Origin of the sequence: Marinobacter sp. KMM 10035 (assembly GCF_046537445.1) — a bacterium.
Classification (GTDB): Bacteria; Pseudomonadota; Gammaproteobacteria; order Pseudomonadales; family Oleiphilaceae; genus Marinobacter; species Marinobacter sediminicola.
Genome location: NZ_JBBVMG010000002.1, coordinates 152082 through 177019 on the forward strand (window position 1 = coordinate 152082; position 24938 = coordinate 177019).

General features: G+C 53.7%; 21 protein-coding genes and 2 tRNA genes. 9 read left to right on the plus strand and 14 right to left on the minus strand.

Features of this window, described 5'->3' with window-relative positions:
* Positions 1-38: 38 nt before the first annotated feature.
* Together AADB16_RS12680 and AADB16_RS12685 are read right to left on the minus strand one after the other, a co-directional pair.
* Positions 39-2525 carry an ABC transporter permease gene (locus tag AADB16_RS12680; RefSeq protein WP_410803803.1) on the minus strand — a complete coding sequence of 829 codons (2487 nt, stop codon included), beginning with the start codon at positions 2523-2525 and terminating at the stop codon, positions 39-41.
* The gene (locus AADB16_RS12685; protein WP_410803805.1) at positions 2525-3244 is read right to left on the minus strand and encodes an ABC transporter ATP-binding protein; all 720 of its coding nucleotides are present in this window, start codon (positions 3242-3244) and stop codon (positions 2525-2527) included. The genes AADB16_RS12680 and AADB16_RS12685 overlap by 1 nt, the downstream gene beginning before the upstream one ends.
* Before the next feature lie 58 nt (positions 3245-3302).
* Here AADB16_RS12685 and AADB16_RS12690 point away from each other — a divergent pair, with 58 nt between their 5' ends.
* Positions 3303-3932: an arylesterase gene (locus AADB16_RS12690; RefSeq protein WP_200204410.1), complete on the plus strand. Its 630-nt coding sequence runs from the start codon at positions 3303-3305 to the stop codon at positions 3930-3932.
* 6 nt (positions 3933-3938) lie between these two features.
* On the opposite strand, the gene AADB16_RS12695 is transcribed toward AADB16_RS12690, so the two are convergent.
* The gene (locus tag AADB16_RS12695) at positions 3939-4904 is read right to left on the minus strand and encodes a YheT family hydrolase (RefSeq protein ID WP_410803807.1); all 966 of its coding nucleotides are present in this window, start codon (positions 4902-4904) and stop codon (positions 3939-3941) included.
* 73 nt (positions 4905-4977) lie between these two features.
* On the opposite strand from AADB16_RS12695, the gene AADB16_RS12700 reads away from it, so the two are divergent.
* A tRNA-Asn gene (locus AADB16_RS12700) sits at positions 4978-5053 on the plus strand.
* A gap of 67 nt (positions 5054-5120) precedes the next feature.
* On the opposite strand, the gene AADB16_RS12705 is transcribed toward AADB16_RS12700, so the two are convergent.
* Positions 5121-6410 (minus strand): M18 family aminopeptidase, encoded by a 1290-nt coding sequence (locus AADB16_RS12705; protein WP_410803809.1) that lies wholly within the window; start codon positions 6408-6410, stop codon positions 5121-5123.
* A gap of 136 nt (positions 6411-6546) precedes the next feature.
* On the opposite strand from AADB16_RS12705, the gene AADB16_RS12710 reads away from it, so the two are divergent.
* On the plus strand, positions 6547-7032 hold the full coding sequence (locus AADB16_RS12710; protein WP_309044283.1) for a hypothetical protein: 486 nt from the start codon (positions 6547-6549) through the stop codon (positions 7030-7032).
* A gap of 82 nt (positions 7033-7114) precedes the next feature.
* Positions 7115-7723, plus strand: coding sequence for an outer membrane beta-barrel protein (locus AADB16_RS12715; protein ID WP_309044282.1), 609 nt, complete (start codon positions 7115-7117; stop codon positions 7721-7723).
* Between the two features lie 27 nt (positions 7724-7750).
* Here AADB16_RS12715 and rlmKL read toward each other — a convergent pair whose 3' ends face one another.
* Positions 7751-9925, minus strand: a complete 2175-nt coding sequence (gene rlmKL, locus AADB16_RS12720; RefSeq protein ID WP_309044281.1) for a bifunctional 23S rRNA (guanine(2069)-N(7))-methyltransferase RlmK/23S rRNA (guanine(2445)-N(2))-methyltransferase RlmL — start codon at positions 9923-9925, stop codon at positions 7751-7753.
* Between the two features lie 319 nt (positions 9926-10244).
* On the opposite strand from rlmKL, the gene rmf reads away from it, so the two are divergent.
* Positions 10245-10457 (plus strand): ribosome modulation factor, encoded by a 213-nt coding sequence (gene rmf / locus AADB16_RS12725; RefSeq protein ID WP_200204386.1) that lies wholly within the window; start codon positions 10245-10247, stop codon positions 10455-10457.
* A gap of 155 nt (positions 10458-10612) precedes the next feature.
* Here rmf and AADB16_RS12730 read toward each other — a convergent pair whose 3' ends face one another.
* Positions 10613-11632: a quinone-dependent dihydroorotate dehydrogenase gene (locus tag AADB16_RS12730; RefSeq protein ID WP_410803813.1), complete on the minus strand. Its 1020-nt coding sequence runs from the start codon at positions 11630-11632 to the stop codon at positions 10613-10615.
* Between the two features lie 355 nt (positions 11633-11987).
* Between AADB16_RS12730 and AADB16_RS12735 the strand changes: the two genes are divergently transcribed.
* A complete protein-coding gene (locus tag AADB16_RS12735) occupies positions 11988-13151 on the plus strand; it encodes a cation diffusion facilitator family transporter (RefSeq protein ID WP_309044279.1) in 1164 nt (387 codons plus the stop codon).
* A gap of 33 nt (positions 13152-13184) precedes the next feature.
* Here the strand turns inward: AADB16_RS12735 and AADB16_RS12740 are convergent, their stop codons facing one another.
* A complete protein-coding gene (locus AADB16_RS12740) occupies positions 13185-14684 on the minus strand; it encodes a RimK family protein (protein ID WP_298446840.1) in 1500 nt (499 codons plus the stop codon).
* A 203-nt stretch (positions 14685-14887) separates the two neighbouring features.
* Here AADB16_RS12740 and AADB16_RS12745 point away from each other — a divergent pair, with 203 nt between their 5' ends.
* Positions 14888-16012 (plus strand): GNAT family N-acetyltransferase/peptidase C39 family protein, encoded by a 1125-nt coding sequence (locus AADB16_RS12745; protein ID WP_410804559.1) that lies wholly within the window; start codon positions 14888-14890, stop codon positions 16010-16012.
* Between the two features lie 18 nt (positions 16013-16030).
* Here AADB16_RS12745 and uvrB read toward each other — a convergent pair whose 3' ends face one another.
* A complete protein-coding gene (gene uvrB / locus AADB16_RS12750; RefSeq protein ID WP_309044277.1) occupies positions 16031-18091 on the minus strand; it encodes an excinuclease ABC subunit UvrB in 2061 nt (686 codons plus the stop codon).
* 213 nt (positions 18092-18304) lie between these two features.
* Between uvrB and AADB16_RS12755 the strand changes: the two genes are divergently transcribed.
* Together AADB16_RS12755 and AADB16_RS12760 are read left to right on the plus strand one after the other, a co-directional pair.
* Entirely contained in the window at positions 18305-19489 is a 1185-nt protein-coding gene (locus tag AADB16_RS12755; RefSeq protein WP_410803815.1) for a pyridoxal phosphate-dependent aminotransferase, read from the plus strand.
* 69 nt (positions 19490-19558) lie between these two features.
* Positions 19559-19634: transfer RNA gene (locus AADB16_RS12760), tRNA-Asn, on the plus strand.
* A 53-nt stretch (positions 19635-19687) separates the two neighbouring features.
* On the opposite strand, the gene pyrF is transcribed toward AADB16_RS12760, so the two are convergent.
* The 6 genes from pyrF to cmk all read right to left on the minus strand — a co-directional run bounded on the left by pyrF (position 19688) and on the right by cmk (position 24938).
* Positions 19688-20398, minus strand: a complete 711-nt coding sequence (pyrF, locus tag AADB16_RS12765) for an orotidine-5'-phosphate decarboxylase (protein ID WP_410803817.1) — start codon at positions 20396-20398, stop codon at positions 19688-19690.
* Between the two features lie 69 nt (positions 20399-20467).
* Positions 20468-21637 carry a lipopolysaccharide assembly protein LapB gene (lapB, locus tag AADB16_RS12770; RefSeq protein WP_410803819.1) on the minus strand — a complete coding sequence of 390 codons (1170 nt, stop codon included), beginning with the start codon at positions 21635-21637 and terminating at the stop codon, positions 20468-20470.
* Entirely contained in the window at positions 21637-21939 is a 303-nt protein-coding gene (locus AADB16_RS12775; RefSeq protein WP_309044273.1) for a LapA family protein, read from the minus strand. The genes lapB and AADB16_RS12775 overlap by 1 nt, the downstream gene beginning before the upstream one ends.
* 67 nt (positions 21940-22006) lie before the next feature.
* Positions 22007-22303 carry an integration host factor subunit beta gene (locus tag AADB16_RS12780; protein WP_100640373.1) on the minus strand — a complete coding sequence of 99 codons (297 nt, stop codon included), beginning with the start codon at positions 22301-22303 and terminating at the stop codon, positions 22007-22009.
* A 132-nt stretch (positions 22304-22435) separates the two neighbouring features.
* Positions 22436-24130, minus strand: coding sequence for a 30S ribosomal protein S1 (rpsA, locus tag AADB16_RS12785; protein WP_200204364.1), 1695 nt, complete (start codon positions 24128-24130; stop codon positions 22436-22438).
* A 130-nt stretch (positions 24131-24260) separates the two neighbouring features.
* Positions 24261-24938: a (d)CMP kinase gene (gene cmk, locus AADB16_RS12790; RefSeq protein ID WP_298449463.1), complete on the minus strand. Its 678-nt coding sequence runs from the start codon at positions 24936-24938 to the stop codon at positions 24261-24263.

Consider the following 24938-nt stretch of genomic DNA (forward strand, 5'->3'; position numbering starts at 1 on the left):
CCCCTCAAACGGACGATTCATTTGCCGGAGGCATCGCTTTATTCGAGGCGCCTAAGCAGTAGCATAGGCGAAACACTCAATACTGGCCGGAGTTGCCAACGCCCGAATAATGAAAGTACTACCGCACTGATTATCGGTATAGGCAGAACAACTTGCCAGTGCCAGCTAAAGGCGCCCTCAAACATCCGGAACTGTAACGCCCAGACCGCCGCTTCTGCCGCTGCCACCCCAAGAATGCCTGCAAAGCCACCAAGCAAGGCAAACTCCAGCATGGTGCTGCGCACCAACAGGCTCTGACGACCGCCAAGGGTGCGCAAAAGTGCCCCTTCCCGTTGCCGATCCTGAAGCGTAGCGCTGACTACCGCAGCCATCACCACCAGGGCTGCTGCCAGTATCAACACCAGAATCGCCTCTATAGCCTGGGTAACTTGCCGCACAATTTCCTGTATGCGTTCAATTATATTGTCGATTTCCAGCAGCGACACGGTTGGGAAACGCCGGGAAAACTCATTCAGCTCGCTTTTACGGTCTCTTGGCAGATGGAAGCTGGTTATCCAGGTGGCGGGCATATTGGTGAGAGCCCCGCCCGGAGGAAACGCCATATAGAAGTTCGGCTTCATGCTGTCCCACTGAACCGTGCGAATGCTGGTGACCGTTGCGTTGACCTTGTCGGAGCCAATGGTGAACGTGAGCTCGTCACCCAGCGCCAAATCAAGCGCGGCCGCCAGATCTGCCTCCACGGAGACACCGTCGGTTTGGCCTTCCTCGAACCAACTGCCTTCCACAACAACGTTGTCTGCAGGCAGAGAGGGCATCCAGGTGAGGTTGAGTTCCCGGTTGAGGGCGCCTACCCGCTGATCTTTACTCACCACTTCTTTTACAGGCTGGCCGTTCAGTTCTGTAAACCGCCCTCGCACCATGGGGTATAGCTGATCCAGTGGCTGGCCAAGCTCTTCCCAGTAGGCAGCAACGTCATCCACTGCCTCCGGAGCAATGTTGATCAAAAAGTGATTCGGCGCATCGTCTGGAAGCTGAGCTTGCCAGTCGTCCAGCAAGGAGGTGCGCACCAGAATCAGTGTTGTTGCCAGCATGAGCGTCATGGCAAATACGGCAATTTGCGACAAGCTGGCACGGCGATGCCGGTACAATCCAACCAACGCCAGGCGCCAGGCATGCCCGCCACCTCGAACCTTTCTAAGGGTTGCCACAAGCACCCAACCCAGTACGCCCAAAGCACCCAACAGCAAGGCAAGGCCTCCCAGAAGGGAAATCACCAAAGACACTTCACCCGCATACAGCCACACCAAGCCAAACACGGCCACAATAGCAATCAGCATGTCAGGCAGTGCTTCGCGCCCTGTTTCGCCCGGCTGGCTGCGCAATACGCCCATGGCCGGCACGTTTCTGAGCCGCCTGATAGGTGGGTATGCAAAGGCAAACAATGAAACGACCGCCGTTAAAAGCGCTGGCGTGAGTGCCGCTGAATCCAGCTGAAACGGCACCGGCCTTTCCAATGCTTCACTGAGTAATCGGGTGAGTATCCAGAACAGCGGCAAGGCCACCAGAAGGCCGCCGACCATACCAGTCACACCCCAGAGTCCAAGCCGCTTGAGGTAAAGCCGGCCGATTCCGGAACTGCCAAGGCCCAGGGTTTTGAGTAGTGCCACGGTGTCGCGTTGGGAAAGTGCGTACTGTCGGCTGGCAACAGCCACCGCCACAGCGGCCAATAAGACCGCAAGGCTGCCGCCTAACAGCAGGAAGCTCTCAGCGCGATCAAGCGAGCGTGAAAAGGTTTCACCGTCGCGCACGCCTTCCCACTCATGACTGGGCTCCAGTTGAGGTTGCAGCCATTGATAATAGCGTTCGAGAGATGCTTCTTCGCCGGCAAAGAGGTAAACGTATTTTACCCGGCTACCTTCCTGAAGAACGCCGGTCGACGCCACGTCGTCCACGTGCATCATCACTCGGGGTGCCAGTGCAGAGAGGCTAAACCCGCCGTCCGGCTCCCGCAGCACCAGGCCCGACACTGTCAGCTTGCGGCTACCGACTTCGAGGGTATCGCCAACCTGAATATCCAACAGCCTCAAAAGCCTGGGGTTGATCCACACTTCGCCCGGCGCCGGGCCATTTTGCACTTGAACCCGCGAACCTTCTGACGGCCCCTGGATCTCGAGCTCGCCACGCAACGGGTACTCGTTGCTGACCGCTTTTACCGACACAAGCTGAAAGGCATCGCTACCAAACACCATGGTAGAGAACTCCACCATGCGACCGGTTTCCAGCCCACGCTCGATTGCTTCGTTTATCCAGGGCTCCGGAACCGGCCGGCCATTTTCGGCCTCCAGCTGCCTGTCCGCTGCCAGGAATGAGCTGGCAGAAGACACCAGGGTGCGTTGCAACTGGCTGGCAAACAGGGCAATGGTGGCTACCGTAGCGACGGCGATAATAAGCGCCGCAAGCACCACTCGCACATCTCTCTCTCGCCAGTCGCGGCGCACCGACATGAGTTTTTTTGCAGCAGCCATCAGTGTGCAAGCTCCACCTGAGCAACTGGCTCAGTCAACTCGCCCGCCTCAATATGAAATTGCCGGGAGCAGCGCGCCGCCAGCTGTTCATCGTGGGTAACCATCACCAGTGTGGTGCCCTGCTCCTGATTCAACGCCATCAGCAAATCAGAGATTTCCTGCCCCGTGCGGTTATCCAGGTTGCCAGTCGGCTCATCGGCAAACAGGATGGCCGGGTCAGAGGCAAAGGCCCTGGCAATGGCCACCCGTTGCTGTTCACCGCCAGATAGCTGCCGAGGGGTATGGGTAAGCCGCTCACCAAGCCCAACCCGCTCAAGCAATTCACGGGCACGCTTTTCCGGCGCGTCCATACCTGCCAACTCCAGTGGCAGCATCACGTTTTCCAAAGCGGTCAACGCCGGCAGCAACTGGAATGACTGAAATACGAATCCCACCCGATGAGCACGCAATTGGGCCCGCTCATCTTCACTTAACCGGCTTATAATGGCGCCATCGAGCTCCACAGTACCTTCGGTAGGTGTATCAAGGCCGGCAAGTAGTCCAAGGAGGGTTGTTTTTCCGGAACCGGAGCGGCCGACAATGGCTACGGATTCTCCCCGATTGATTTCAAGGCTGACCGCCTTCAATATCGTCAGCGTATCTGTTTCCAGGCTTACGCGGTGAGTCAGGTTTTCAACGCGCAACATCGGGCGCTGGCTATCGGAGTTTGTAGTCTGCATTTTGTTTACGGGGCTCCCGGAAAAAGCACGTTCATTTATCAAGGTATACGGATTGTTTATGTATAAAGTGCTGCTGTATTCAAGATCGATCGTATTCATTCTGCTGGCATTCATTGCCGTGCCTGTGATGGCCAGCCAGCAAACGCTTCTGATTGTGGGTGACAGCCTCAGCGCTGCCTACGGCGTGCCAACAGAAACCGCCTGGGTACAACTCTTGCGTGAGCGCTTACAAAACAACGGCCTTGGCAACTGGCGCGTAATAAATGCCAGCATCAGCGGCGAAACAACCGATGGCGGTGTTCGCCGCCTGCCTGAGCTGCTGGAAAAGAATAGCCCCTCCGTGGTGATTATCGAGCTGGGTGGTAACGATGGCCTGCGGGGTTTTCCACCCAATGTAATCAAATCCAACCTCGCAACCATGGTTGGGCATGTTCAGAACGCTGGCGCCCGCGCCATTCTGATAGGAATACAAATACCTCCCAACTACGGCCAGCGCTACACACAAATGTTTGCTGACATCTTCCCAGCGCTGTCAGACAGCTACAACACCGCTCTGGTTCCCTTTTTTCTCGACAATATCTACGATCAAAAGAACCTGATGCAGCGCGATGGCATTCACCCCACCGCCGAAGCCCAACCCATACTCCTTGACAACGTATGGCCGGTGCTCAAACCTTTGCTTCAGTAACGCAGTTCACACCACACCTTGCAAAAATGCCAGTGCCCGGCGCTCAGACCAATAGAAGCCGCCATGTCCATGCTCCACGAACCCCACATGACCGCCCCACTTGGGTGCGTCCATGCTCACGTGGGCACCAAGTACGGATGGCGACTCCGGGAAACACGCGGGTGATAAAAACGGATCGTCAGCGGCATTAATCATCAGCGCCGGCACCCGGATATGCCTCAGCTTGCCCAATGCAGAGCACTGCTCCCAATAATCCTCAGCGCTCTTGAATCCGTGCAGTGGCGCGGTATAGCGCTCATCAAAGTCATGAAAACTCCGGATTGATTCAAAACCGGACACATCAATAAGATCGGGGAACTTTTGCGCTTTTTCAGCCATTTTTACGCGAAGATCCTTCAAAAACCGCTGCATGTAGATCTTCCGACTGGGCAATGCCAGTTTGTCTGCACTGCCCGCCAAATCACAGGGAACTGAGTACGCCACTGCGCCACAGATTCTGCTGTCAACGCGCTCACTCTGCTCACCCAGATACAACAGCGTAAGGTTACCTCCCATACTGAAACCGGACAGAAACACTGTTTGATAGCCTTGCGCCAAACCATGATCCACAACCCGGCGCAGATCTTCAGTGGCGCCGCTGTGATAAAACCTTGGCTGATGATTCATCACACCGCCGCAGGAGCGGAAATTCCAGGCCAGAACATCCCAGCCTTCGGCCATCAGCGCCCTGGCCAGCCCTTTCACATAGGGTCTCCGGCTATTTCCTTCCAGCCCATGGGAAATGACCGCCAAGCGGCTGCTGCCCTGGCGATACCAATCCAGATGCAGCTCATCTTTGTCGTCCGTAGGGAGCACTTCTGCCACCGGCTCCTGCAGGTTTACCTTGCGAAACAACGCGGGCCATACCGATTGAACATGGCCACTGCGAAACCAGGGTGGAGGGCGATATTGATGAGCCATACTACGGTACAAATTTTGACCTTTTATATCAGGGGGTTGACCGGCTAATTCAAAGCGACTACTATGCCGCCCGACTTGATGCTGTTCCCCGATAGCTCAGTTGGTAGAGCAACGGACTGTTAATCCGTTTGTCGCTGGTTCGAGCCCAGCTCGGGGAGCCACTTATTCCTAAATGCCGCTACTTCATACGAAGCAGCGGCATTTTTCGTTCCGGACTGTCAAAAACCGCTAGAACACCTGCTTGCGCTGCATAAACTCGGTCAAAACTCTATACAGCGTAAAGCCATCCTCAGTACCGATCAGCTCACGAATCGAGTGCATGCCAAATTGCGGCACGCCAATATCCAGTGTTGTCACCCCCAAATTTGCAGCCGTAAGCGGCCCAATGGTGCTGCCACAGCCCATATCACTGCGCACGACAAAGCTTTGGTGCGGCAAATCAAGCTCATCACTGATATGCCGGTAAACCGCAGCAGAGCGACTGTTGGTTGCGTAGCGCTGGTTATGGTTGATCTTGATAACCGGGCCCTTGTTCAGAATAGGGCCATGGTTTTCATCGTGCTTGTCGATGTAGTTGGGGTGCACGCCGTGGGCGTTGTCGGCTGATATCATCATGGAGCGTGCAATGGCTTTTGCCTTGCCGGCGCCACACCAGCGGTCAAGAACCGCCGTCAGGAATGGCCCCTGGGCGCCTTCGGAAGATACGCTACCCACTTCTTCGTGGTCGTTACACACCAGCAGCGCCGCTTCGTCACCTGAGGTATTCAGCAAAGCTTGCAGGCCGATGTAGCAACTCAACAGGTTATCCAGCCGTGCAGATGCAATAAATTCGTCACGCAAGCCGACAAAGTTCGCCTCTTGGGCATCGTAAAAGCCCAGCTCATAACCAAGCACCTTGCGTACTTTCAGGCCGGATTCACTGGTAATTTGCTGGCCCAAAAGCTCGTGAAAACTGGTGGCATCGTCTTCAGCCACTTGCATCAACACCGGCGGAAGATCGGTCTGGGGGTTTACTGTGCGCTTGGTATTGGCTTCTCTGTCCAGATGGATCGCGAGGCTGGGGATAAACGCCATCGGCTTATGGAAGTCCACCAGCGTGTCTGTGACCTTGCCATGGCCATCAAGAAACGTCACCCTACCGGCCAATGAAAGATCCCGGTCAAACCAGGGGTTCATAAGAACGCCGCCGTACACCTCTACGCCCAGCTGAAAATACCCTTTCCGGCGCAGCTCGGGGTTGGGCTTAACTTTCAGGCACGGGCTGTCGGTATGAGCGCCAACCATGCGGATGCCGGATGCCACGGCATCGTTTGTTCCGGTGCGGAACGCTACGATAGACGACCCGTTGCGGATAACGTAGTAGCTGGATTTCTGATCAAGAGACCAATCTTCTTTTTCATCCAACTCTTTAAAACCGGCTGCATCCAGCCTTTTTTTCATGGTTGCCACAGCATGCCAGGGCGTGGGCGATGCGTTCAAAAACTTCAGTAAATCTTTGTTGAATTCAGCTTGTTCCATGGTGTCCCTGATAGAATGATATGGATTGCTACAGTATGGCATGAAGCCTTAATACCTCATACCTGACCAACAGACATTAATCGCCTTCTTTAAAACCTTGAACTCACTGTACGCCACCCACTAAACGGAGCCTGCCATGTCGACACCAAGATTTCTCGATATCGAGTACTGCCAGACCGAAGATGCCCTATTTCCAATTGCTATGGCCTGGTCACTGGAAGACGGCCAAATGAAAACGGTGGTTATTGCTCCGGTGGATGAATGGCTACCGGAAGACGGCGATCTGGGCGACATCGATCTGAACTACCTGGCCGAACAGGGCGTGCCTTTGATCGAGATTGTTCATGAACTGCATCAGGACCTGCCTGATCAAACCGTATACGTAGACGGGCTGGATCCGGACGAAATCCTGATTGATTTGATTTTTACCGCCATGGAGCAAGATGCACCTTTCGAGATCGCTCCCATCACAGACCTGATCACCAGCATGGATAGCAACGCCCTGGAAGATCGCCGGCGTCAGTTGCTGTTTGATGAAAGTCTTGAGCCCCAACTTCCGGAAAATGGCGTTTACGCTCTATTGTTGATGGCTCAGGAACATGGCCTGTTCGAGGAAGACTAAACTGTGACATGGGTCGACGTAACAATCGGTTACACAAGGCAAACTCAGACCGTAACCGCTCACGTCAGGAAACCCGATAATAATGAAAAAGGTTGTTCGATCGCACCTGATCCTCGCACTGCTGCCAGCTTGCCTGCTTCACTCTCAAGCTTCCCTGGCGCAGGAAAAGCCACGGGAGGATAAGCACTATGTGGGTTTGATAACCACAGCGTTTAACTACCGCACCATAGGTGAAGTCTCGAAAGAGCAGGCTACTGGTAGTGGCGCGGCACTGATTATGGGCACCCATATCACAGATTTGTTTCACGCAGAGCTACGTGCAGGCGGAGGATACAGGGATGCCAAAGTAGGCGATAGCGGCCTGACCCTTGCCGTTGACTACTTTGCCAGCTGGTATATGGGGTTGCACTACCCTGTTACAGACTATGCCAACGTCTACGCACAGGCCGGATTTTCTTTTATCCACGGCACCGCTGAAATCAACGATGAAAATGGGCCGGTACGATCCGAATTCCAGGATATGGAAGGCGACTTTCCAGACAGCAGCTTCGGCGTAAGCTGGGTATTCGGGATGGACTTCGAAGTGTTTGACGACACTTACCTCGTATTAGAGGGCGGTAAATTCTTCAAGGATACTGGTACTGACGCTAACACCTTTCAGTTTTCTACCGGCCTGAAATACGAGTTTTAAACACCTTCTCAAAATTCAGATGGAATGTTACAGACTTTTCCGGATGTGCCAGCACCGGTGAATTCGAGCATTCCTCTGGAAGTCCTTATCCAGAGTGCTTGCACTTACCTCTTCAACCTCAAACTCTGCGGCCAACTCATCATCAAGCTTGAAGCGCCGGAAGTTATTGGAAAAAATCAGCAAGCCGTCCGTACTTAACCTTGCCATGGCCTGGCGGATCAGCCTGCCGTGATCCTTCTGAACATCCAATACACCTGCCATACGGGCAGAGTTGGAAAAGGTTGGCGGGTCCATAAAGATCAGATCGTAAACCTGATCAGGTTTGGGCTTTGCAGCCAACCAAGCCAGACAATCCGTCTGCTCTACCTTATGCTTCCGTGGATCTGCCGCGTTCAACCTGAGGTTGTCCTGAGCCCAGCCAACATAGGTGTTAGACAAGTCGAGGCTCAGGGAGCGGCTGGCGCCTCCAGCAACCGCATGAACAGTCGCGGCACCGGTGTAACAGAACAGGTTCAGAAACCGCTTGCCCTGAGCATTTTGCTGAATCCAGTGGCGCACAGGCCGGTGATCCAGGAATAGCCCGGTATCGAGATAATCCTTAAGGTTCACCTTGAGGGTGACACCGTGCTCCTTCACATGAAAGAACTCGCCGCTGGCATCCTGCTTTTCATACTGGTTAACGCCAGCCTGACGCTGCCGCTGTTTGCACACCATCTGATCCCGCTCAATGCCCAAGGCTTCCGGAATAACCGCCAGTGCTTCGGCCAGGCGATCCCGTGCGGAGCGCTCATCAATGGTTTTGGGGGCAACGTATTCCTGCACATGCACCCTGCCCTCATACATATCGATCGCCAGCGCGTACTCTGGCATATCCGCATCGTACAGGCGGTAACAGCTTATATTTTGCTTGCGCGCCCACTGACCGATAGTCTTCATATTTTTCTTCAGACGATTTCGCAGCATGGCTGCTCGCTCTTCATTCGCAATGCGGGGCAGGACTTCACCCGGGAGTCCAGGCTCGCGAGGCGTGCGCACACTCGCCTCATCAATGGTGAACAGAAGCAGTTGTGCTGGTAGCTTGCCGTTAAACAACTTGTATTGTTTGAAACTGCGCAAGCCGATGGACTTGCCGAATTCCGGAGCCCCCGTAAACACACCCAGGCGCCATCCTGACGCGGCCTCTTTGACAGCATCGCCAAGTGATTCGTATAGGCCTGCCAAAGCCTGCCTGTCGCTCAGGCGTTCGCCGTAGGGAGGGTTTACCAGAACCAGCCCGGCTTCTGCCCTGTCATCACCCAATGATAGCTCTTCAATCGATTGCACCTGGAACTCAACCAAGCCTTCAAGCCCTGCTCGCTGAGCATTATTGCGCGCTGTGGAAATGACCCGGCTATCCTGATCAAATCCCAAAAACTTCGGTACTCTGCCCTGCTTGCCTTCGTATGCTCGCTTCTCAGCCTCTTGCCTTAAAGACAGCCAGGTTTCAGGTTGGTGGCCCAACCATTTTTCGAAACCGAATCGCTCCTGACGACGGCCTGGCGCTATGTCCAATGCCATCAGCGCCGCTTCAATTACGAGCGTGCCTGAACCACACATCGGATCAACAAAATCACCACCCGCCGCTGCAATTTCAGGCCAGCCCGCTCGCAATAGCAACGCAGCTGCAAGGTTTTCCTTCAAAGGCGCAAGACCTTGCTCTGTTCGGTAGCCGCGCTGATGCAGACTGTGTCCACTGATGTCGATACCCAGAGCCAGTCGACCACGATGCAACCGTGCAGATACGGTGACATCCGGTGTTTTGGCTTCAACCGCCGGACGCTTTCCGCCGCTCATCGTGAACCGGTCTACAATTCCGTCTTTTACCCGCTGAGCACCAAACTGGGTGTTACGGATTTCCTCGTTTTCACCAATGAAGTTGACTCGGAAACTGCCATCGACAGGAATGTGCTGCTGCCAGTCAATGTGAACAACGCCATCGTAAAGCTCATCGGCGCTGGTAGCCGCTACTTCGTCAATATGGAGAACCACCCGGTTCGCCAAACGCGACCACAGGCAGGCCCGGTATCCAGCCTCAAGCGAGCCCTCTACCCATGCGCCAGCCGGTGCGTTTTTCACCAGCCCGAGACCCAAGGTGCCGAGCTCGTCCGCCAGAAGGTACTCAACACCCTTTGGGCAACTTACAAAAAATACAGGTTTGGACAAGTTCAACTCCAGGCTCTTTAGGCAATTCTCGCTAAGTCACGGGAATTGCAGCGTTCATAGGTTTCAGGTCATCGCTTATTCAGTTTAGACCAAAAAAAGCGATCCGTTAGATCAAAATGATAGTGTACTTCTGCTCGAACTTCGGCTTACCTTGTAGGTGACGCGTCGTTCGGAAAGGGGTAACTCCCTTTCGTTAACAGGATCCTGACTGCTCTGGCTGGAGCTGGCAATAGTGGGTTATCCCGGAGTGGATTCCACATGTCACAGCCACTGCAGAAGTGTACACGCTTGTTCTGTTAATCCATTAGTGAGGAACGGCATGAAAAGACAGAAAAGAGATATGTACGCTCGTGCATTCAAGCGGGGTTACCTCGCTGGCGTGTCCGGAAAGTCCAAAGACAGCTGTCCGCTCGACCAGGCAGAAGTTCGCCAGGAATGGCTGAACGGGTGGCGAGAAGGCCGCACAGATCAATGGGATGGCATGACCGGCGTCTCTGGTATCCATAAAATGGCAAACGTCACCACCGCGTGATATTTACTAAACCCCGACTTCTTAATCTGATCTTTTGTCACACAATTTGACGCAGTATTCAGCACAACCAATACGGGGCCTCCCGCCCCGTCTCATGCGCTGATGAGCGCAACGGGGTTAACTCCCCGTGAGGGCCCGCATTGCGGGCCCTTCCTTTACCGGAGCTTCCGAATCGCCTCGACGGTTTCACCAATCAGTTCGGGCCCTCGATAAATAAAGCCAGTATATAGCTGAACCAGCTTGGCGCCTGCACGGATCTTTTCAGCCGCACTCTCACCATCGATAATGCCTCCCACACCGATAATTGGCAATTCATCGCCAAGCTCTGCATACAGCCCTTTGATAACCCTTAAGGACGCCTCTCTAACCGGAGCACCACTTAACCCACCGGCCTCTGCCCCATACACGTGGCCTGCAACTGCATCGCGGCTTATGGTGGTGTTTGTAGCAATAACACCATCCAGCCCGACCTCTTTCAAAGCTGAGGCAACAAACCGAATACCTTCATCATCCATATCCGGAGCAATTTTAACGGCAATCGGCACGTAACGGCCGAGCTGGCTCTGGCACTTTAACTGTTCATCCTTGATGGCGTGGAGCAGGCCTTTCAGGGAATCACCAAACTGAAGATCCCGTAAACCGGGCGTGTTCGGTGATGACACGTTTACCGTGATGTAGTCTGCGCGGCTATAAACAGCCGCAATACCCTTACGGTAATCCGACTCGGATTCCTCGTTTGGCGTATCTTTGTTTTTACCAACATTAATGCCGAGAATGCCCCGGTAGCTGCGCTTGTCTACTCGCTCCAGCATGTGGGCCAGGCCTTCGTTATTGAACCCCATGCGGTTAATGATGGCCTGATGCTCTGGCAAGCGGAACATGCGGGGTTTCGGGTTACCGGGCTGCGCCAGCGGTGTAACTGTCCCAACTTCAATAAATCCAAACCCGAGGGCGCCCAGAGCGTCCAGATGGTCTGCATTTTTATCCAGCCCTGCTGCAAGCCCCACCGGGTTGGGGAAATCAAGCCCCATCACGTTGACTGGCAGTGCCTCTGCTTTCGGTGAAAAAGCACCCAGCAGACGCAGGCGATGCGCCAGATCCAAGCTGTTTAATGCAACAGCATGTGCCTGTTCGGGTGATAACCGGAAAAGCAGATTGCGGATAACGCCGTACATCTGAAAACTCCTCAAGAAAACGTGCTCGCGAGTATACCGGAAGTTTTCCACAGCGGCCCGGTAACATAAAACAACAGTGCTAAACATCTGTATACTTAGGCCCTTGGGAGCTTTTCCACGGAATCTGTGGATAACCCTGTTGAAAATCACGGAGCATCCTTGCCTAACCCTTGCAATCTGCGCTCATCTACAGATTGATCATTTTTTGACCAGTTTATTTTTCGTTTATTTTCAACATGTTATTTAATTTTCACTTAAAATAGAAAAGATTCTGAACAAACTGTCATTCAAAGCCACTACTGCTATGATGTGTATAAATCAAGCAGGAATGCAGAAATTTTCGGAGCTTTTTTCAATGCAGCAACCCGTTTCACCAGCCCAACGCAATCGCGACAACCTGGCGGTGGAAATGAAAGCAGCCTCCCGGGTTACGATTATAGGAATGATCCTTGACGCCTTCCTTGGAGTCATCAAAGTCATCGGCGGCACGCTTTTTCACTCCCAAGCTCTTCTGGTTGACGGAATTCACTCCTTTACGGATGTAGCATCCGATGTTGTTGTGCTGGGCGTAATGAAAGTCTCCCGCCAGGAACCGGATGATTGTCATCCATACGGACATCAGCGCATCGAGACCTTTGGCACCCTGGTACTTGGTAGTATCCTGATCGCTGTGGGTGCAGCCCTTGCCTGGGAAAACACCCTCAGGCTGATTGAAGGCGATGTTGACCACATTCCCGAATGGCCAGTGCTGGTCGCCGCAGCCATTTCGGTTGTGGGAAAGGAGTGGATTTTCCGCTACACCAAGCACGTCGGCCTGGCCATCCGCTCAGATTTAATTATCGCCAATGCCTGGCACAGCCGCACCGATGCCCTCTCTTCCCTGGTGGTTCTGGTTTCAACGGCGGGCGCCATGCTTGGATTTGTATGGCTGGACATGCTCGCAGCCGTAGCGATTGCGGTGATCATTATCCACATTGGCTGGAAGTTTACCTGGGACAGCGTTCAGGAGCTTGTAGACACCGGGTTATCACCCGATGATACCGAAATGCTGAAAACCATAGCGCGGGGAACTGACGGCGTTTTAAACGTGCACGAACTTCGCAGCCGGCGTATGGGGCAGGATATTCTTCTGGATATCCACCTGGTCGTGCGCCCGGAAATCAGTGTGTCAGAAGGGCATCAGATTGGTATGCAAGTAGTCGCCGGAATGCGCAATGCTCTGGACAACATTCTCGACATCAACTTCCACATTGACGCCGAAAATGATGAGGACCACGAGTTTGCAACCACCAAACAGCTACCCTCGCGTGCAGAGGTTACAAGCATCATTGCGGAACACCTGGGTGAAATACCCCAGCGTAGCCGGCTAAGACTTCATTACTTGAGAAACAAATTGCATCTGGAGATTTTTCTCGACGAGCAGGACGCGGAGGCGGTTTTCACACCCGAAAACGTCCGGCAGCATCTGGAAGCATACCCATGGTTTGGCAGTGTAAGGATCTGGGTAGCCGGCCTGTAAGCCGGCCACCCGGCATCCGTAACTCAGAAGGTGTTAACGGCGGCGATTCTCTTCCATTCGGGAAAGGAATTCCTGCATGATCAGCGTGTAAAGTTCGCCGCCGAGAAACAGATCTTCAACACCCGCATCAATACTCGGGTTATCGTTTACTTCAATGACGGCAACCCGGTTTCCAGACTGTTTGATATCCACGCCATAGAGCCCGTTACCGATCAGTCGCGTGGAGTTCAGCGCGGCCTGGATAACATTTCTCGGCACCTCATAAGTGGGCATGGTTTCGAACCCACCGCTCTCACTTGCTGACTCGCCGTGTTGATAGATCTGCCAGTGGCCTTTCACCATCATGTATTTGCACGCGTAGATTGCCCGGCCACCCAGCACGCCGATACGCCAGTCGTAATCGGTATACAGGTACTCTTGCGCCAATACCAACGCTGACTGCCGGAACAGATCTTTCAGCCCTGCTCTGAGGGATGCCTCATCTTCAGCCTTGGTCACACCTCGAGAGAATGCACCATCCGGTATTTTAATAACCGCCGGAAAACCCAACTCCTGAATCACCTGTTCCACAGCATCTTTCTGGTCTTTTGAAAGAATCAGCGTTTTGGGCGTAGGTATCTTGTTGTTTTTCAGCAGGTCCGCCAAAAAGACCTTGTTAGTACACTTGAGGATCGATGCAGGATCGTCAATCACCACCATGCCTTCAGCTTCGGCCTTACGAGCAAAGCGATAGGTGTGGTGGTCGATGGCTGTGGTTTCACGGATGAACAGGCCGTCGTACTCAGGCAAACGCATGTAATCCCGGCGCGTAATCTGCTCCACGTTAATTCCCAGCTTGCGCCCGGCTTTTTCAAAGCGTTTCAATGCCACCGCATCGCTGGGCGGCATTTCTTCATCCGGATTCACCAGAATCGCAAGGTCATAGCGGTACCGGCGGCGGGTTCTCGGCTTGCGCCAAACCATGCTGCTGAAGCGGTCCAATGCAGCAGCAAAAACATCCTGGTCAGCCTCGTTCAGATCTGCAGGCGCAGCGGGCTTCATGGATTCAATTTGCCAGTTTTTCCGGCGCCGGAACACGATTTCAAGAATCGGGCAAGGAAACCGCTCAAATAAGGCCCGCGCCACCGGTTTAAGATCCGGATGCTCGGTTTGCCCGAAGTAGGTGCGAACCCGAACTTCGTGGGTGGCGTTGCGTTCATCGCTGGCCGGATCAATGGCCGAGCCAGCCGCTTCCAGCCAATTGACAACACTCGCGTCGAGCTCTTCCAATTCAAGAGAGAACAGCCCTTTCCGGCTCAAATCGTTCAGCGTCATCACAGACGGAACTACATGGTGCCCACGGGCTTCAGCCAGCAATGAGCAGTAGTATCCACGGCTGAGGTATTTCGCACTTTGACACAAGTTGATAACACGCACGCGACTGGTCGCCGGCGCAGAGAATTGCAGGTACTGATCGAACGTCAGTACATCCTCACTGGGGTAATACGGAGCCCAGTCCTTGGTGCGGTCTACAACGATAAGCAAACGAGACATTAAAGGCGCTCCTCCCCGGAGATAATTGCCTGGATAACACGCCGCAACAATACGCCGCTGCGGGTGCTGGAACAATCCACTGATAATGAGTGCTTTTACTCATAATAAGCGTATTTTCCAATTCGTTACTCTCAATCATAATAGCTGCATACGGGAAGCCTACCAGCATGCCCCATGCCTATATTCGCAAGGCCGCTTTAACCATGTCCGATTTGCAACTCCGGCAAGCCACAAGTGATGATCTGAATGCGCTTCTCCAGCTTGAGCATCGCTGCTTTACGGAAGACAGGCTATCCCGTCGAAGCTTTCGGCGTTTTCTGGACATGCCCCGGGACAGATTGATCGTTGCGGAAACAAAAAATGAGGGCGTGAGCGAGCTCCTGGGCTATTGCCTGGTGCTGATGAGCGCAGCAACCCGAATGGCGCGCATCTACTCTATTGCGGTGCTGCCTGCGGCGCGCGGCCGTGGTGTTGGTGAAAAGCTGGTGAAGTTGGCAGAGCGCGAGGCAGCAGAGGCCGGCCGCATTCTCATGCGCCTCGAAGTTCGGGAAGATAACAGCGGCGCCATTGCCCTGTACAAGCGCCTGGGCTATCGGCAGTTTGGTACCTATCGGGACTATTACGAAGATCAGGGCACGGCCCTGCGCTTTGAACGCCGCATTCTGTTTTATGAGCCCACGCAGGAATTCCTGCCCGTACCCTACTACCCTCAAACCACCGACTTTTCCTGCGGCCCAGCAGCATTGATTATGGCTATGGCCGCGCTTGATGAGGAGCAGTCGCTCACCACTCTGGAAGAGCTCAGAATCTGGCGTGAAGCGACTACAATCTTCATGCTCGCCGGCCATGGTGGCTGCGGCCCACACGGTCTTGCGCTATCGGCATGGAAGCGTGGTTTTGAAGCCAGTGTCTGGATCAGCACAGAAGGCCCCCTATTCCGGGACACAGTTCGCAACGACGATAAAAAGCGGGTTCTGGAACTGGTCCATGAAGGGTTTTTGCATGATATCGGCCAAACAGACATCGAGCTACACCACGACCCGCTGACGCTGGACGCCATGGAGCAGGCTCTGCTCAACGGCCAGATACCAGTGATACTGATTAGCACCTGGCAACTGAACCGCAGCCGCGTGCCTCATTGGGTTACGGTATGCGCCATAGATGATCAGTTCGTCTATCTGCACGATCCGGAAATAGACGCCGACGATGGCGAAACCGTGGCAGACAAGCAATATTTACCGGTGGATAAGCGGGTATTCAGCCAAATTTCGCGATACGGCAGCGTTCAGCCACTCAGGGCCGCTGTTATTGTTGGCCCCAAGCGCTGATATGGTATCTGAACCGGTTTATCCGGTTCGCAGAGCGGCCTCTTTAAGGCCGGATATTTCATCCCGCAGGCGGGCGGCTGCCTCAAAGTCGAGCTCTGCTGCTGCCTTGTACATCTCATCCTCGAGGCGCGTTACTTCTTTGAGCAAATCCTGTGGCGAACGGCTGCCAACCCGTGTGCGATACTGCTCAGCCTCTTCTGCAGCCTTCTCCCCTGGCCGTTCGGCTTTTCGTCGGCCGCGGCCACCACCACCGGCACCTTCCATGATGTCCGCCACCTTCTTATTAAGCCCCTGAGGAGTGATACCGTGCGCCTCATTGTGCTCTTGCTGTTTGGCGCGCCGGCGATCTGTTTCATCAATGGCCCGCTGCATGGAACCGGTAATGCGGTCGCCGTACAGAATTGCTTTCCCGTTGAGGTTCCTGGCGGCGCGGCCAATCGTCTGAATCAGCGCCCGCTCGGAGCGCAGGAAGCCTTCCTTATCCGCATCCAGAATGGTCACCAGCGACACTTCCGGCATATCCAGACCTTCACGCAGCAAGTTGATGCCCACAAGCACATCAAATTCGCCCCGGCGCAAATCGCGAATAATCTCTACACGCTCAACCGTGTCTATGTCCGAGTGCAAGTAGCGCACGCGAACATCGTGCTCCATCAGGAAGTCCGTAAGATCCTCCGCCATTCGCTTGGTAAGCGTTGTTACCAGAACTCGCTCTTCCACCTTCACCCGGGCACGGATTTCCGAAAGCAGATCGTCCACCTGTGTCGACGCCGGGCGCACTTCAATCACCGGATCCAACAAACCAGTGGGCCTGACAACCTGCTCTACCACCTGCCCCGCATGTTCGGCTTCGTAATTGCCGGGTGTGGCTGACACAAAGATCATCTGGGGCGCAATGCGCTCCCATTCGTCAAACCGCATGGGTCGGTTATCTAACGCAGACGGCAAGCGGAAACCATACTCCACCAGAGTTTCTTTTCGGGAGCGGTCGCCTTTGTACATGGCACCAATTTGCGGAATGGTCACGTGGGATTCATCAACAACCAGCAGCGCATTCGGCGGCAGGTAATCAAACAGTGTTGGAGGGGCTTCGCCAGGCTCCCTACCTGAAAGGTAGCGGGAATAGTTCTCGATGCCGTTGCAATAGCCCAGCTCGTTCATCATCTCCATATCGTAGCGGGTTCGCTCTTCCAGCCGCTGGGCTTCCACAAGGCGGTTGTTGTCCCGGAGCTGCTGCAGGCGCTCGTCCAGCTCCACCTTGATTCGCTCCGCGGCGTCCAGAATCGTCTGCCGCGGCGTGACATAGTGCGACTTGGGATAAATCGTAACCCTGGGAACCCGTCGGAGCACTTCGCCGGTAAGCGGGTCGAAATAACTGAGGTTTTCCACCTCTTCATCAAACAACTCGATCCGCACCGCTTCCTTTTCCGATTCCGCCGGAAACACATCGATAACATCACCCCGCACCCGGTAATTGGCCCGGTGGAATTCGATGTCGTTGCGGGTGTACTGCAACTCAGCCAGCCTGCGCAGAATATGCCGCTGGTCTATCTTGTCGCCCCTATCCAGGTGCAACATCATTTTCAGGTAGGACTTTGGATCACCCAAGCCATAGATTGCAGACACCGTTGCCACAATAATCGCATCGGGGCGCTCAAGCAGTGCTTTAGTGGCAGACAGCCGCATCTGCTCTATGTGCTCGTTAATAGAAGCGTCTTTCTCTATAAATGTATCCGATGAGGGAACGTAGGCCTCAGGCTGGTAGTAATCGTAGTAGGACACGAAGTATTCCACGGCATTGTCGGGAAAAAATTCGCGAAATTCGCCATAGAGCTGCGCAGCCAGGGTTTTGTTGTGGGCCATTACAATGGTCGGACGCTGTACCGATTCGATCACCTTGGCTACGGTAAACGTCTTGCCCGAGCCGGTAACGCCCAATAACGTCTGGCTTGCCAATCCCGAATGAATGCCGTCAATTAGGCCTTCTATGGCCTTTGGCTGGTCACCGGCGGGCTCAAATGGCGAGTCAACAATGAAGACGCCCTCTTTACCTGAAATGCTGGAATCACTACTGGCCATAATCGGCACACAACCTCCGCTTACACAACCTACGAACCCTAGCCAGGTCTTATGGTTGCAAGACTTGGCCCGAGAGAGAAATTTATTGTTACGCCAACTTCATGGTACCATCAACGCGATCGACGGCTGGGCGAAAATCAGCCGCCATAAGGCAAGGATTCAGACACCCCGCCGGTCACGGACCTATCAGACGCAGCTTTAAGGAGCGCAAGTTTGGACCTTCAACTTTCCAGCCGAGTACAGGCAATCAAGCCATCCCCCACCCTCGCAGTCACCAACAAAGCTGCCGAATTGCGCGCAGCTGGCCAGGATATTATCGGCCTTGGTGCAGGCGAACCGGATTTCGATACCCCGGAGCACATCAAGCAAGCAGCCATTGAGGCCATCAAAAGCGGCCAGACCAAGTACACAGCTGTTGATGGTACGCCAGCCGTAAAGAAAGCAATCATTGCGAAATTCAAACGGGATAACGGCCTGGAATACGAAGCCAACCAGATACTCGTGTCAAGTGGTGGCAAACAGAGCTTTTTCAACCTTGCATTGGCAACTCTGAATGCGGGCGACGAGGCCATTATCCCTGCGCCTTACTGGGTATCCTACCCGGATATGGTTCTGGTTGCTGAAGGCAAGCCGGTTATCATCGAAACCGGTGCCGAAACCCGCTTCAAGATCACTCCGGAACAACTGGAAAGCGCGATTACCGAGCGCACACGTTTGTTCGTGATCAACAGCCCTTCCAACCCCAGCGGTATGGCTTACACCATGGAAGAGCTGAAGGCGATTGCCGAGGTGCTGAAGAAGCACCCGAACATCATGATTGCCACAGATGATATGTACGAGCCGATCCTCTGGACAGGTCAGCCGTTCTGCAACATTCTCAACGCTTGCCCAGAGCTTTACGAGCGCACCTTTGTACTCAATGGTGTATCCAAAGCTTACTCAATGACGGGCTGGCGTATCGGTTACGCGGCTGGCCCCGCGAAAATCATTGGGGCCATGAAGAAGATTCAGTCTCAAAGCACCTCTAACCCCTGCTCCATCTCCCAGGCCGCGGCTACTGCCGCTCTGGATGGGGATCAGGCCTGCGTAGGTGAAATGGTCAAGGCGTTCAAAGAGCGCCACGACTGGCTGGTAGACGCCTTGAACAAGCTGCCAGGTGTTGAATGCCTGAAAGGCGACGGCACCTTCTACGTGTTCCCGAGCTTCCAGGCAGCAATTGATGCCACCCCGGATGTCAGCAACGATGTGGAGTTCGCAGAGAAGCTGTTGAGCGAAGCGGGCGTTGCGCTGGTTCCGGGTTCTGCGTTCGGTTGCCCTGGCCACATGCGCCTGAGTTTTGCGACGAGCATGGATAATCTGGAAAAGGCCATTGAGCGTTTGCAGAAGGCTTTGAGCTAAAAAAATCGGTAAGGGGTTGACGAGGCCGTGGTGTAATCTTAATATACGCGCCTCGTCACATGACGACGTTCCCCGATAGCTCAGTTGGTAGAGCAACGGACTGTTAATCCGTTTGTCGCTGGTTCGAGCCCAGCTCGGGGAGCCACTATTTAAAAACCCGCTAATTCTTTGAGTTAGCGGGTTTTTTCGTTTTACACCCTAAAGACCCATCACTTCAGCATAAATAGCCTCAAGCGCAGCCAGAGGATCCGTAGCCTGTGTAATCGGGCGACCTATAACAAGGTAGTCGGAACCGGCTTTTAGGGCATCGCTGGGCGTCATGATGCGCTGCTGGTCGCCTTTATCTGCGGTTAAGGGCCGGATGCCCGGGGTGATCAGTTTGAAGTCAATGCCCTGCTCTGCTTTGAGCTTAGGGGCTTCCTGCGCAGAGCAGACTACGCCGTCCAGACCGCAGTTTCGCGTCAGTGTTGCCAGGCGGGACACATGTGCTTCCGGCGAGCCTGTGATACCAATTCCAGCAAGATCTTCAGCACCCATGCTGGTGAGGACCGTAACCGCGATCAACAGAGGCTTATCTTTACCAAAGGCCTCCAGCCGCTCGCGGCAAGCCAGCATCATCTTCTCGCCGCCAGATGCATGCACATTCACCATCCACACACCCAGATCTGCCGCGGCAGCCACAGCCGATGAAGCAGTGTTGGGAATATCGTGGAATTTCAGATCCAGAAACACATCAAAACCGCGCTTCTGCAAGCTTTCAACCAACTGAGGTCCGGATCGGGTAAAAAGCTCTTTGCCAACCTTCAGGCGGCACTTCTTCGGGTCAAGCTTATCTGCCAGTTCCAGTGCCGGGTTTGCAGAGGGGAAGTCCAGAGCAACGATGATATTGGGGTCGTTCGAAGTTTGCACGTTGGTATGTCCTGCGGGGTTTTGATAAAGAATGTTGGTAAATATTAATAACTGAAAACAAGGACAAAACTATTCAGCCTCAACGCCTTGTATTGGGCGAACCGTTTCCCATTGTTTACAGCTAGGGCACAACCAGTGCAGCTGCTGACCGGAGAAGCCGCAACTTACACAGCGGTAAACCGGCCTGTTGGCAAGAATCATAAGACCGATGCGGCTAACGAGGCGCCCTTCGTCAGTGGTTATACCCTTTTCATAGCCTGCCATTTCAACAAGCCGTAACAGGCCTCTCATACTGGGGCGGGTTTCCAGCTCAAGACGCAACAACTCTATAGCCGCGGGGCGGCCTGAAACTCGCTCAACCGACTCTACCAGAGCCAATAGTAAGCTGGTACTCGGGTAGGTCTCGTATAACTTACGTAGTTTTTTGGCCAGCCTGCCAATATCTCCGTGCTCGTGCTCAAGCTTCATGAGGCGGTCAATGGCTTCCGGCCCAAAATTCGGGTTCTGGTCAAATACTTTCAGTCCCTGGTTACCCGCGTCCCGATAGCTGCCCTGTCGGACCAGTATTTTCATCAGAATCAATGTGGCGCGAACACAAGAGCGGTCGTAATCCAGCGCCTCTTTGGCAAGCTTCTGAGCGTTCCAACGGTCATCCTGCACAAGGGCCTTTTCCGCCAACTCACAAGTAAGATAAGCCAGATCCTTAAACATGGCAGGGTCTGCATCATTTTTGGTCAGGGTTCGGGCGACATCTGCAGCCTTGCCCCATTCCTTCTCTTGTTGATAAAGCTCGATGAGTTGCTGCGCCGCTTTTCGACCGTACTCGCGATCCCCCATCAACTGCTGCAGTAGCGCTTCAGCGCGGTCCAACAAGCCTGCATTGAGGAAGTCCATCGCGAGCTCTAGCGTTACCTGAGGGGAAAACCGAGGAGGCAGCTCAGGCCTTGCAAGCAAATTCTGGTGCACGAGAATGGCTCGGTCCGTTTCGCCTTTGTTGCGAAAGTGTCTGCCAATGGAGAGATGAAGACTTACGGTATCTTTATTAACAGCCAGCGATTGCACAAAATTATCGACGGCCTGGTCCGAATAATTCGTAAAAAGAAACTGCAGTCGATCTTTAACCGAGTCTTCGTCGGCAATCTTTGTTCGAGTTCGGCTACGACCATTACCCAGCCGGCCGACAAACCAGCCCACGGCAACTGCAACGGTCAACAGTAGCCACTGAAAGACTATGTCCATTAAATAGCCTGATCGTTCTGAGCCTTGGATTTCTCCAATGCCTGCTCGGCGCGACCTAGTCGTTTCTGGAGAGTTCGACGGGAAACCGACGTGCGGAAGGTGGCGAGGATGGTTATTAAAATTCCAACCAATGCGCCAATAACAAAAGACATGATAATCCAGACGGCGACGCCATGGGGCTTGGTCTCAAACACCAAAAAGTTGAGAGCCACCGCCATCTGATTATTCAGAGAGAACACAAGGGCCAGCAATACCAGGACCAGTACCAACAGAATCAAAAGGATCTTCTGTAATCCTGCCATAGCTTTAGCTCTCCCAAACGCTGTTAAGTGCTCGAATTATAGGTGTTTCGATTCAGGGATGAAAAGCCTAAAAGCCCTGCTTCAAACTGTCATTCACCTGTTCACGCAGTTCCTTGCCGGGCTTGAAGTGAGGAACATACTTTGCCGGTAGCTGCACAGCCTCTCCGGTTTTTGGGTTCCGGCCTGTGCGGGCGGCTCGATGGTGAAGGGAGAAACTGCCAAATCCCCGGATCTCGATTCTTTGTCCGTTAGCAAGCGACTGGGACATATGCTCAATAATTGTTTTCACCGCCAACTCAACGTCTTTAACTGAGAGCTGCGTTTGTTTCGAGGCAATTAATTCGACCAGTTCTGACTTCGTCATGAGGCACTTCCCTCTTTTCTTATTTATTCGGCCGATGATCGCCGAATTCCCACCCCTTCAGTTTAGCTAAATCAGAAAAAAACACAAAAAAAACGGGCTCTTAGAGCCCGTTTTTTTATTACCAACCGGATATTAGTCCTTGTTGGCGTTCTGCTGCTGCATCTGTTCCTTGATGAGATCACCAATGGTGGTCGCACCGGAGGAAGTTTCTGCAGTTTTGCTGCGAACTGTATCAATCGCCTGCTTGTCGTCTTCAACGTCCTTGGACTTGACCGACAGGTTGATGATGCGGTTCTTGCGATCGATGCTGATGATCTTAGCTTCGACTTCTTCGCCTTCTTTCAGAGCGTTACGCGCATCTTCAACGCGATCACGGCTGATTTCAGAGGCTTTCAGAATCGCTTCAACTTCGTCGTTCAGAGCGATAGTAGCTTGCTTGGCGTCAATGGCGGAAACAGTGCCTTTAACGATAGAGCCTTTATCGTTCAACTGAACAAACTCAGCGAATGGATCGCTTTCGAGCTGCTTGATACCCAGGGAGATACGCTCGCGCTCGGGATCTACAGAAAGGATAACGGTGTCAACATCGTCGCCCTTCTTGTATTCACGAACGGCTTCTTCGCCTGTTTCGTTCCAGCTGATGTCTGACAGGTGAACCAGACCATCGATGCCACCGTCCAGACCGATGAAGATACCAAAGTCAGTGATTGACTTGATCTTACCGGAGATGCGGTCGCCCTTGTTGAAGTTGCCGGAGAAATCTTCCCATGGGTTGGATACGCACTGCTTGATACCCAGGGAGATACGACGACGCTCTTCATCGATGTCCAGAATCATCACGCCCACTTCGTCGCCAACATTAACGACTTTGGATGGGTGGATGTTCTTGTTGGTCCAATCCATTTCAGATACGTGAACCAGACCTTCAACACCTTCTTCCAGCTCAGCAAAGCAGCCGTAATCAGTCAGGTTGGTTACACGTGCAGTAACCTTGGTACCTTCAGGGTAACGGCCTTTGATATCAACCCAGGGATCTTCACCCAGCTGCTTCAGACCCAGAGATACACGGTTACGCTCACGATCGAACTTCAGTACTTTAACGTTGATCTCGTCACCAACGTTTACGATTTCGCTCGGGTGCTTGATGCGCTTCCAAGCCATATCGGTAATGTGCAACAGACCATCAACACCACCCAGATCTACGAACGCGCCGTAGTCGGTCAGGTTCTTGACGATACCCTGAATTGACAGGCCTTCTGTCAGGGTTTCGAGCAGAGCTTCACGCTCGGCACTGTTTTCAGCTTCCAGAACGGCGCGGCGAGAAACAACCACGTTGTTACGCTTCTGGTCCAGCTTGATAACTTTGAATTCGAGCTCTTTGTTCTCCAGGTGCGCGGTATCGCGAACCGGACGAACGTCTACCAGGGAGCCCGGCAGGAACGCACGAATACCAGCCAGATCAACGGTGAAACCACCCTTAACCTTGCCGTTAATAATACCTTTGACCACCTCTTCCGCTTCGAAGGACTTCTCGAGTACCTTCCAGGATTCAGCACGCTTGGCCTTTTCACGGGAAAGACGGGTTTCACCGAAACCATCTTCCACTGCATCCAGTGCTACGTCGACTACGTCGCCAATAGCTACTTCCAACTCGCCTTTTTCATTCAGGAACTGGGAGGCGGGGATAACACCTTCGGACTTCAGCCCGGCGTTAACTGTGACCCAGTCGCTATCAACATCAACTACGGTTCCCTGGACGATGGAACCTGGTTTCATGTCAATTTCTTTTAGGCTTTCTTCAAAAAGATCCGCAAAGCTCTCGCTCATTATGAGTCCTATAGGTTCAATGCAAGTATGCTCCGTGTCACCAGCAACACGGTCTGTTAATAAATTCCGGAATCAGCCAGCGGCTGGCAGATTACGCTGTTCCCGGACTTTCAACGACAAAAAGGTGTAGTCAGGTCTGACCTACTGCGGCCACACACCTGTCTAGCACCTCCTGTATACTCAAACCTGTAGAATCAATGACTTGCGCATCGTCTGCTGGTTTGAGAGGGGCTGCGGAACGGTTCATATCCCGTTCATCACGAACCCGTATCTCCTCTAAAAGGGCGTCAATACTAACATCGACACCCGCTGCCTTCAACTGGCTGAAACGCCGCTGGGCTCGCTCTTCTGCACTGGCCGTCAGGAAAATTTTGACGGGTGCATCCGGGAACACCACGGTACCCATATCACGGCCATCAGCGACCAACCCAGGTTTTTGCTGGAAGTCACGCTGACGCTGCAAAAGCGCATCACGAACCGGCTGCATAACGGCAATCTTTGAAGCGTTGTTGCCACAAGTTTCTGTACGTATATCTGCAGTGACATCTACTCCGGCTAATATCACTTTTACCGGCTCACCTTCGGGCGTGGGTTCGAAAGCCACATCCAGAGACGCTGCCACACTTACCAACGCGGCCTCATCCTCCAGCGATACGTTTTGACGCTCTGCCGCAAGAGCCGTCAGCCGATAGAGCGCGCCGCTGTCGAGCAAGTGCCAGCCCAGCTTTTTGGCCAACATTTGAGTAATTGTGCCCTTGCCTGATCCGCCCGGGCCATCAACGGCAATAACGGGTGCGCTACCTTCCAG

What these genes read in the sequence shown, in the direction of transcription:
- AADB16_RS12680 (WP_410803803.1), bottom strand. Translation starts at nt 2,525, where the DNA reads ATGGCTGCTGCAAAAAAACTCATGTCGGTGCGCCGCGACTGGCGAGAG.
- AADB16_RS12685 (WP_410803805.1), bottom strand. Translation starts at nt 3,244, where the DNA reads ATGCAGACTACAAACTCCGATAGCCAGCGCCCGATGTTGCGCGTTGAA.
- AADB16_RS12690 (WP_200204410.1), top strand. Translation starts at nt 3,303, where the DNA reads ATGTATAAAGTGCTGCTGTATTCAAGATCGATCGTATTCATTCTGCTG.
- AADB16_RS12705 (WP_410803809.1), bottom strand. Translation starts at nt 6,410, where the DNA reads ATGGAACAAGCTGAATTCAACAAAGATTTACTGAAGTTTTTGAACGCA.
- AADB16_RS12710 (WP_309044283.1), top strand. Translation starts at nt 6,547, where the DNA reads ATGTCGACACCAAGATTTCTCGATATCGAGTACTGCCAGACCGAAGAT.
- AADB16_RS12715 (WP_309044282.1), top strand. Translation starts at nt 7,115, where the DNA reads ATGAAAAAGGTTGTTCGATCGCACCTGATCCTCGCACTGCTGCCAGCT.
- rmf (WP_200204386.1), top strand. Translation starts at nt 10,245, where the DNA reads ATGAAAAGACAGAAAAGAGATATGTACGCTCGTGCATTCAAGCGGGGT.
- AADB16_RS12730 (WP_410803813.1), bottom strand. Translation starts at nt 11,632, where the DNA reads ATGTACGGCGTTATCCGCAATCTGCTTTTCCGGTTATCACCCGAACAG.
- AADB16_RS12735 (WP_309044279.1), top strand. Translation starts at nt 11,988, where the DNA reads ATGCAGCAACCCGTTTCACCAGCCCAACGCAATCGCGACAACCTGGCG.
- AADB16_RS12740 (WP_298446840.1), bottom strand. Translation starts at nt 14,684, where the DNA reads ATGTCTCGTTTGCTTATCGTTGTAGACCGCACCAAGGACTGGGCTCCG.
- AADB16_RS12745 (WP_410804559.1), top strand. Translation starts at nt 14,888, where the DNA reads ATGTCCGATTTGCAACTCCGGCAAGCCACAAGTGATGATCTGAATGCG.
- uvrB (WP_309044277.1), bottom strand. Translation starts at nt 18,091, where the DNA reads ATGGCCAGTAGTGATTCCAGCATTTCAGGTAAAGAGGGCGTCTTCATT.
- lapB (WP_410803819.1), bottom strand. Translation starts at nt 21,637, where the DNA reads ATGGACATAGTCTTTCAGTGGCTACTGTTGACCGTTGCAGTTGCCGTG.
- AADB16_RS12775 (WP_309044273.1), bottom strand. Translation starts at nt 21,939, where the DNA reads ATGGCAGGATTACAGAAGATCCTTTTGATTCTGTTGGTACTGGTCCTG.
- AADB16_RS12780 (WP_100640373.1), bottom strand. Translation starts at nt 22,303, where the DNA reads ATGACGAAGTCAGAACTGGTCGAATTAATTGCCTCGAAACAAACGCAG.
- rpsA (WP_200204364.1), bottom strand. Translation starts at nt 24,130, where the DNA reads ATGAGCGAGAGCTTTGCGGATCTTTTTGAAGAAAGCCTAAAAGAAATT.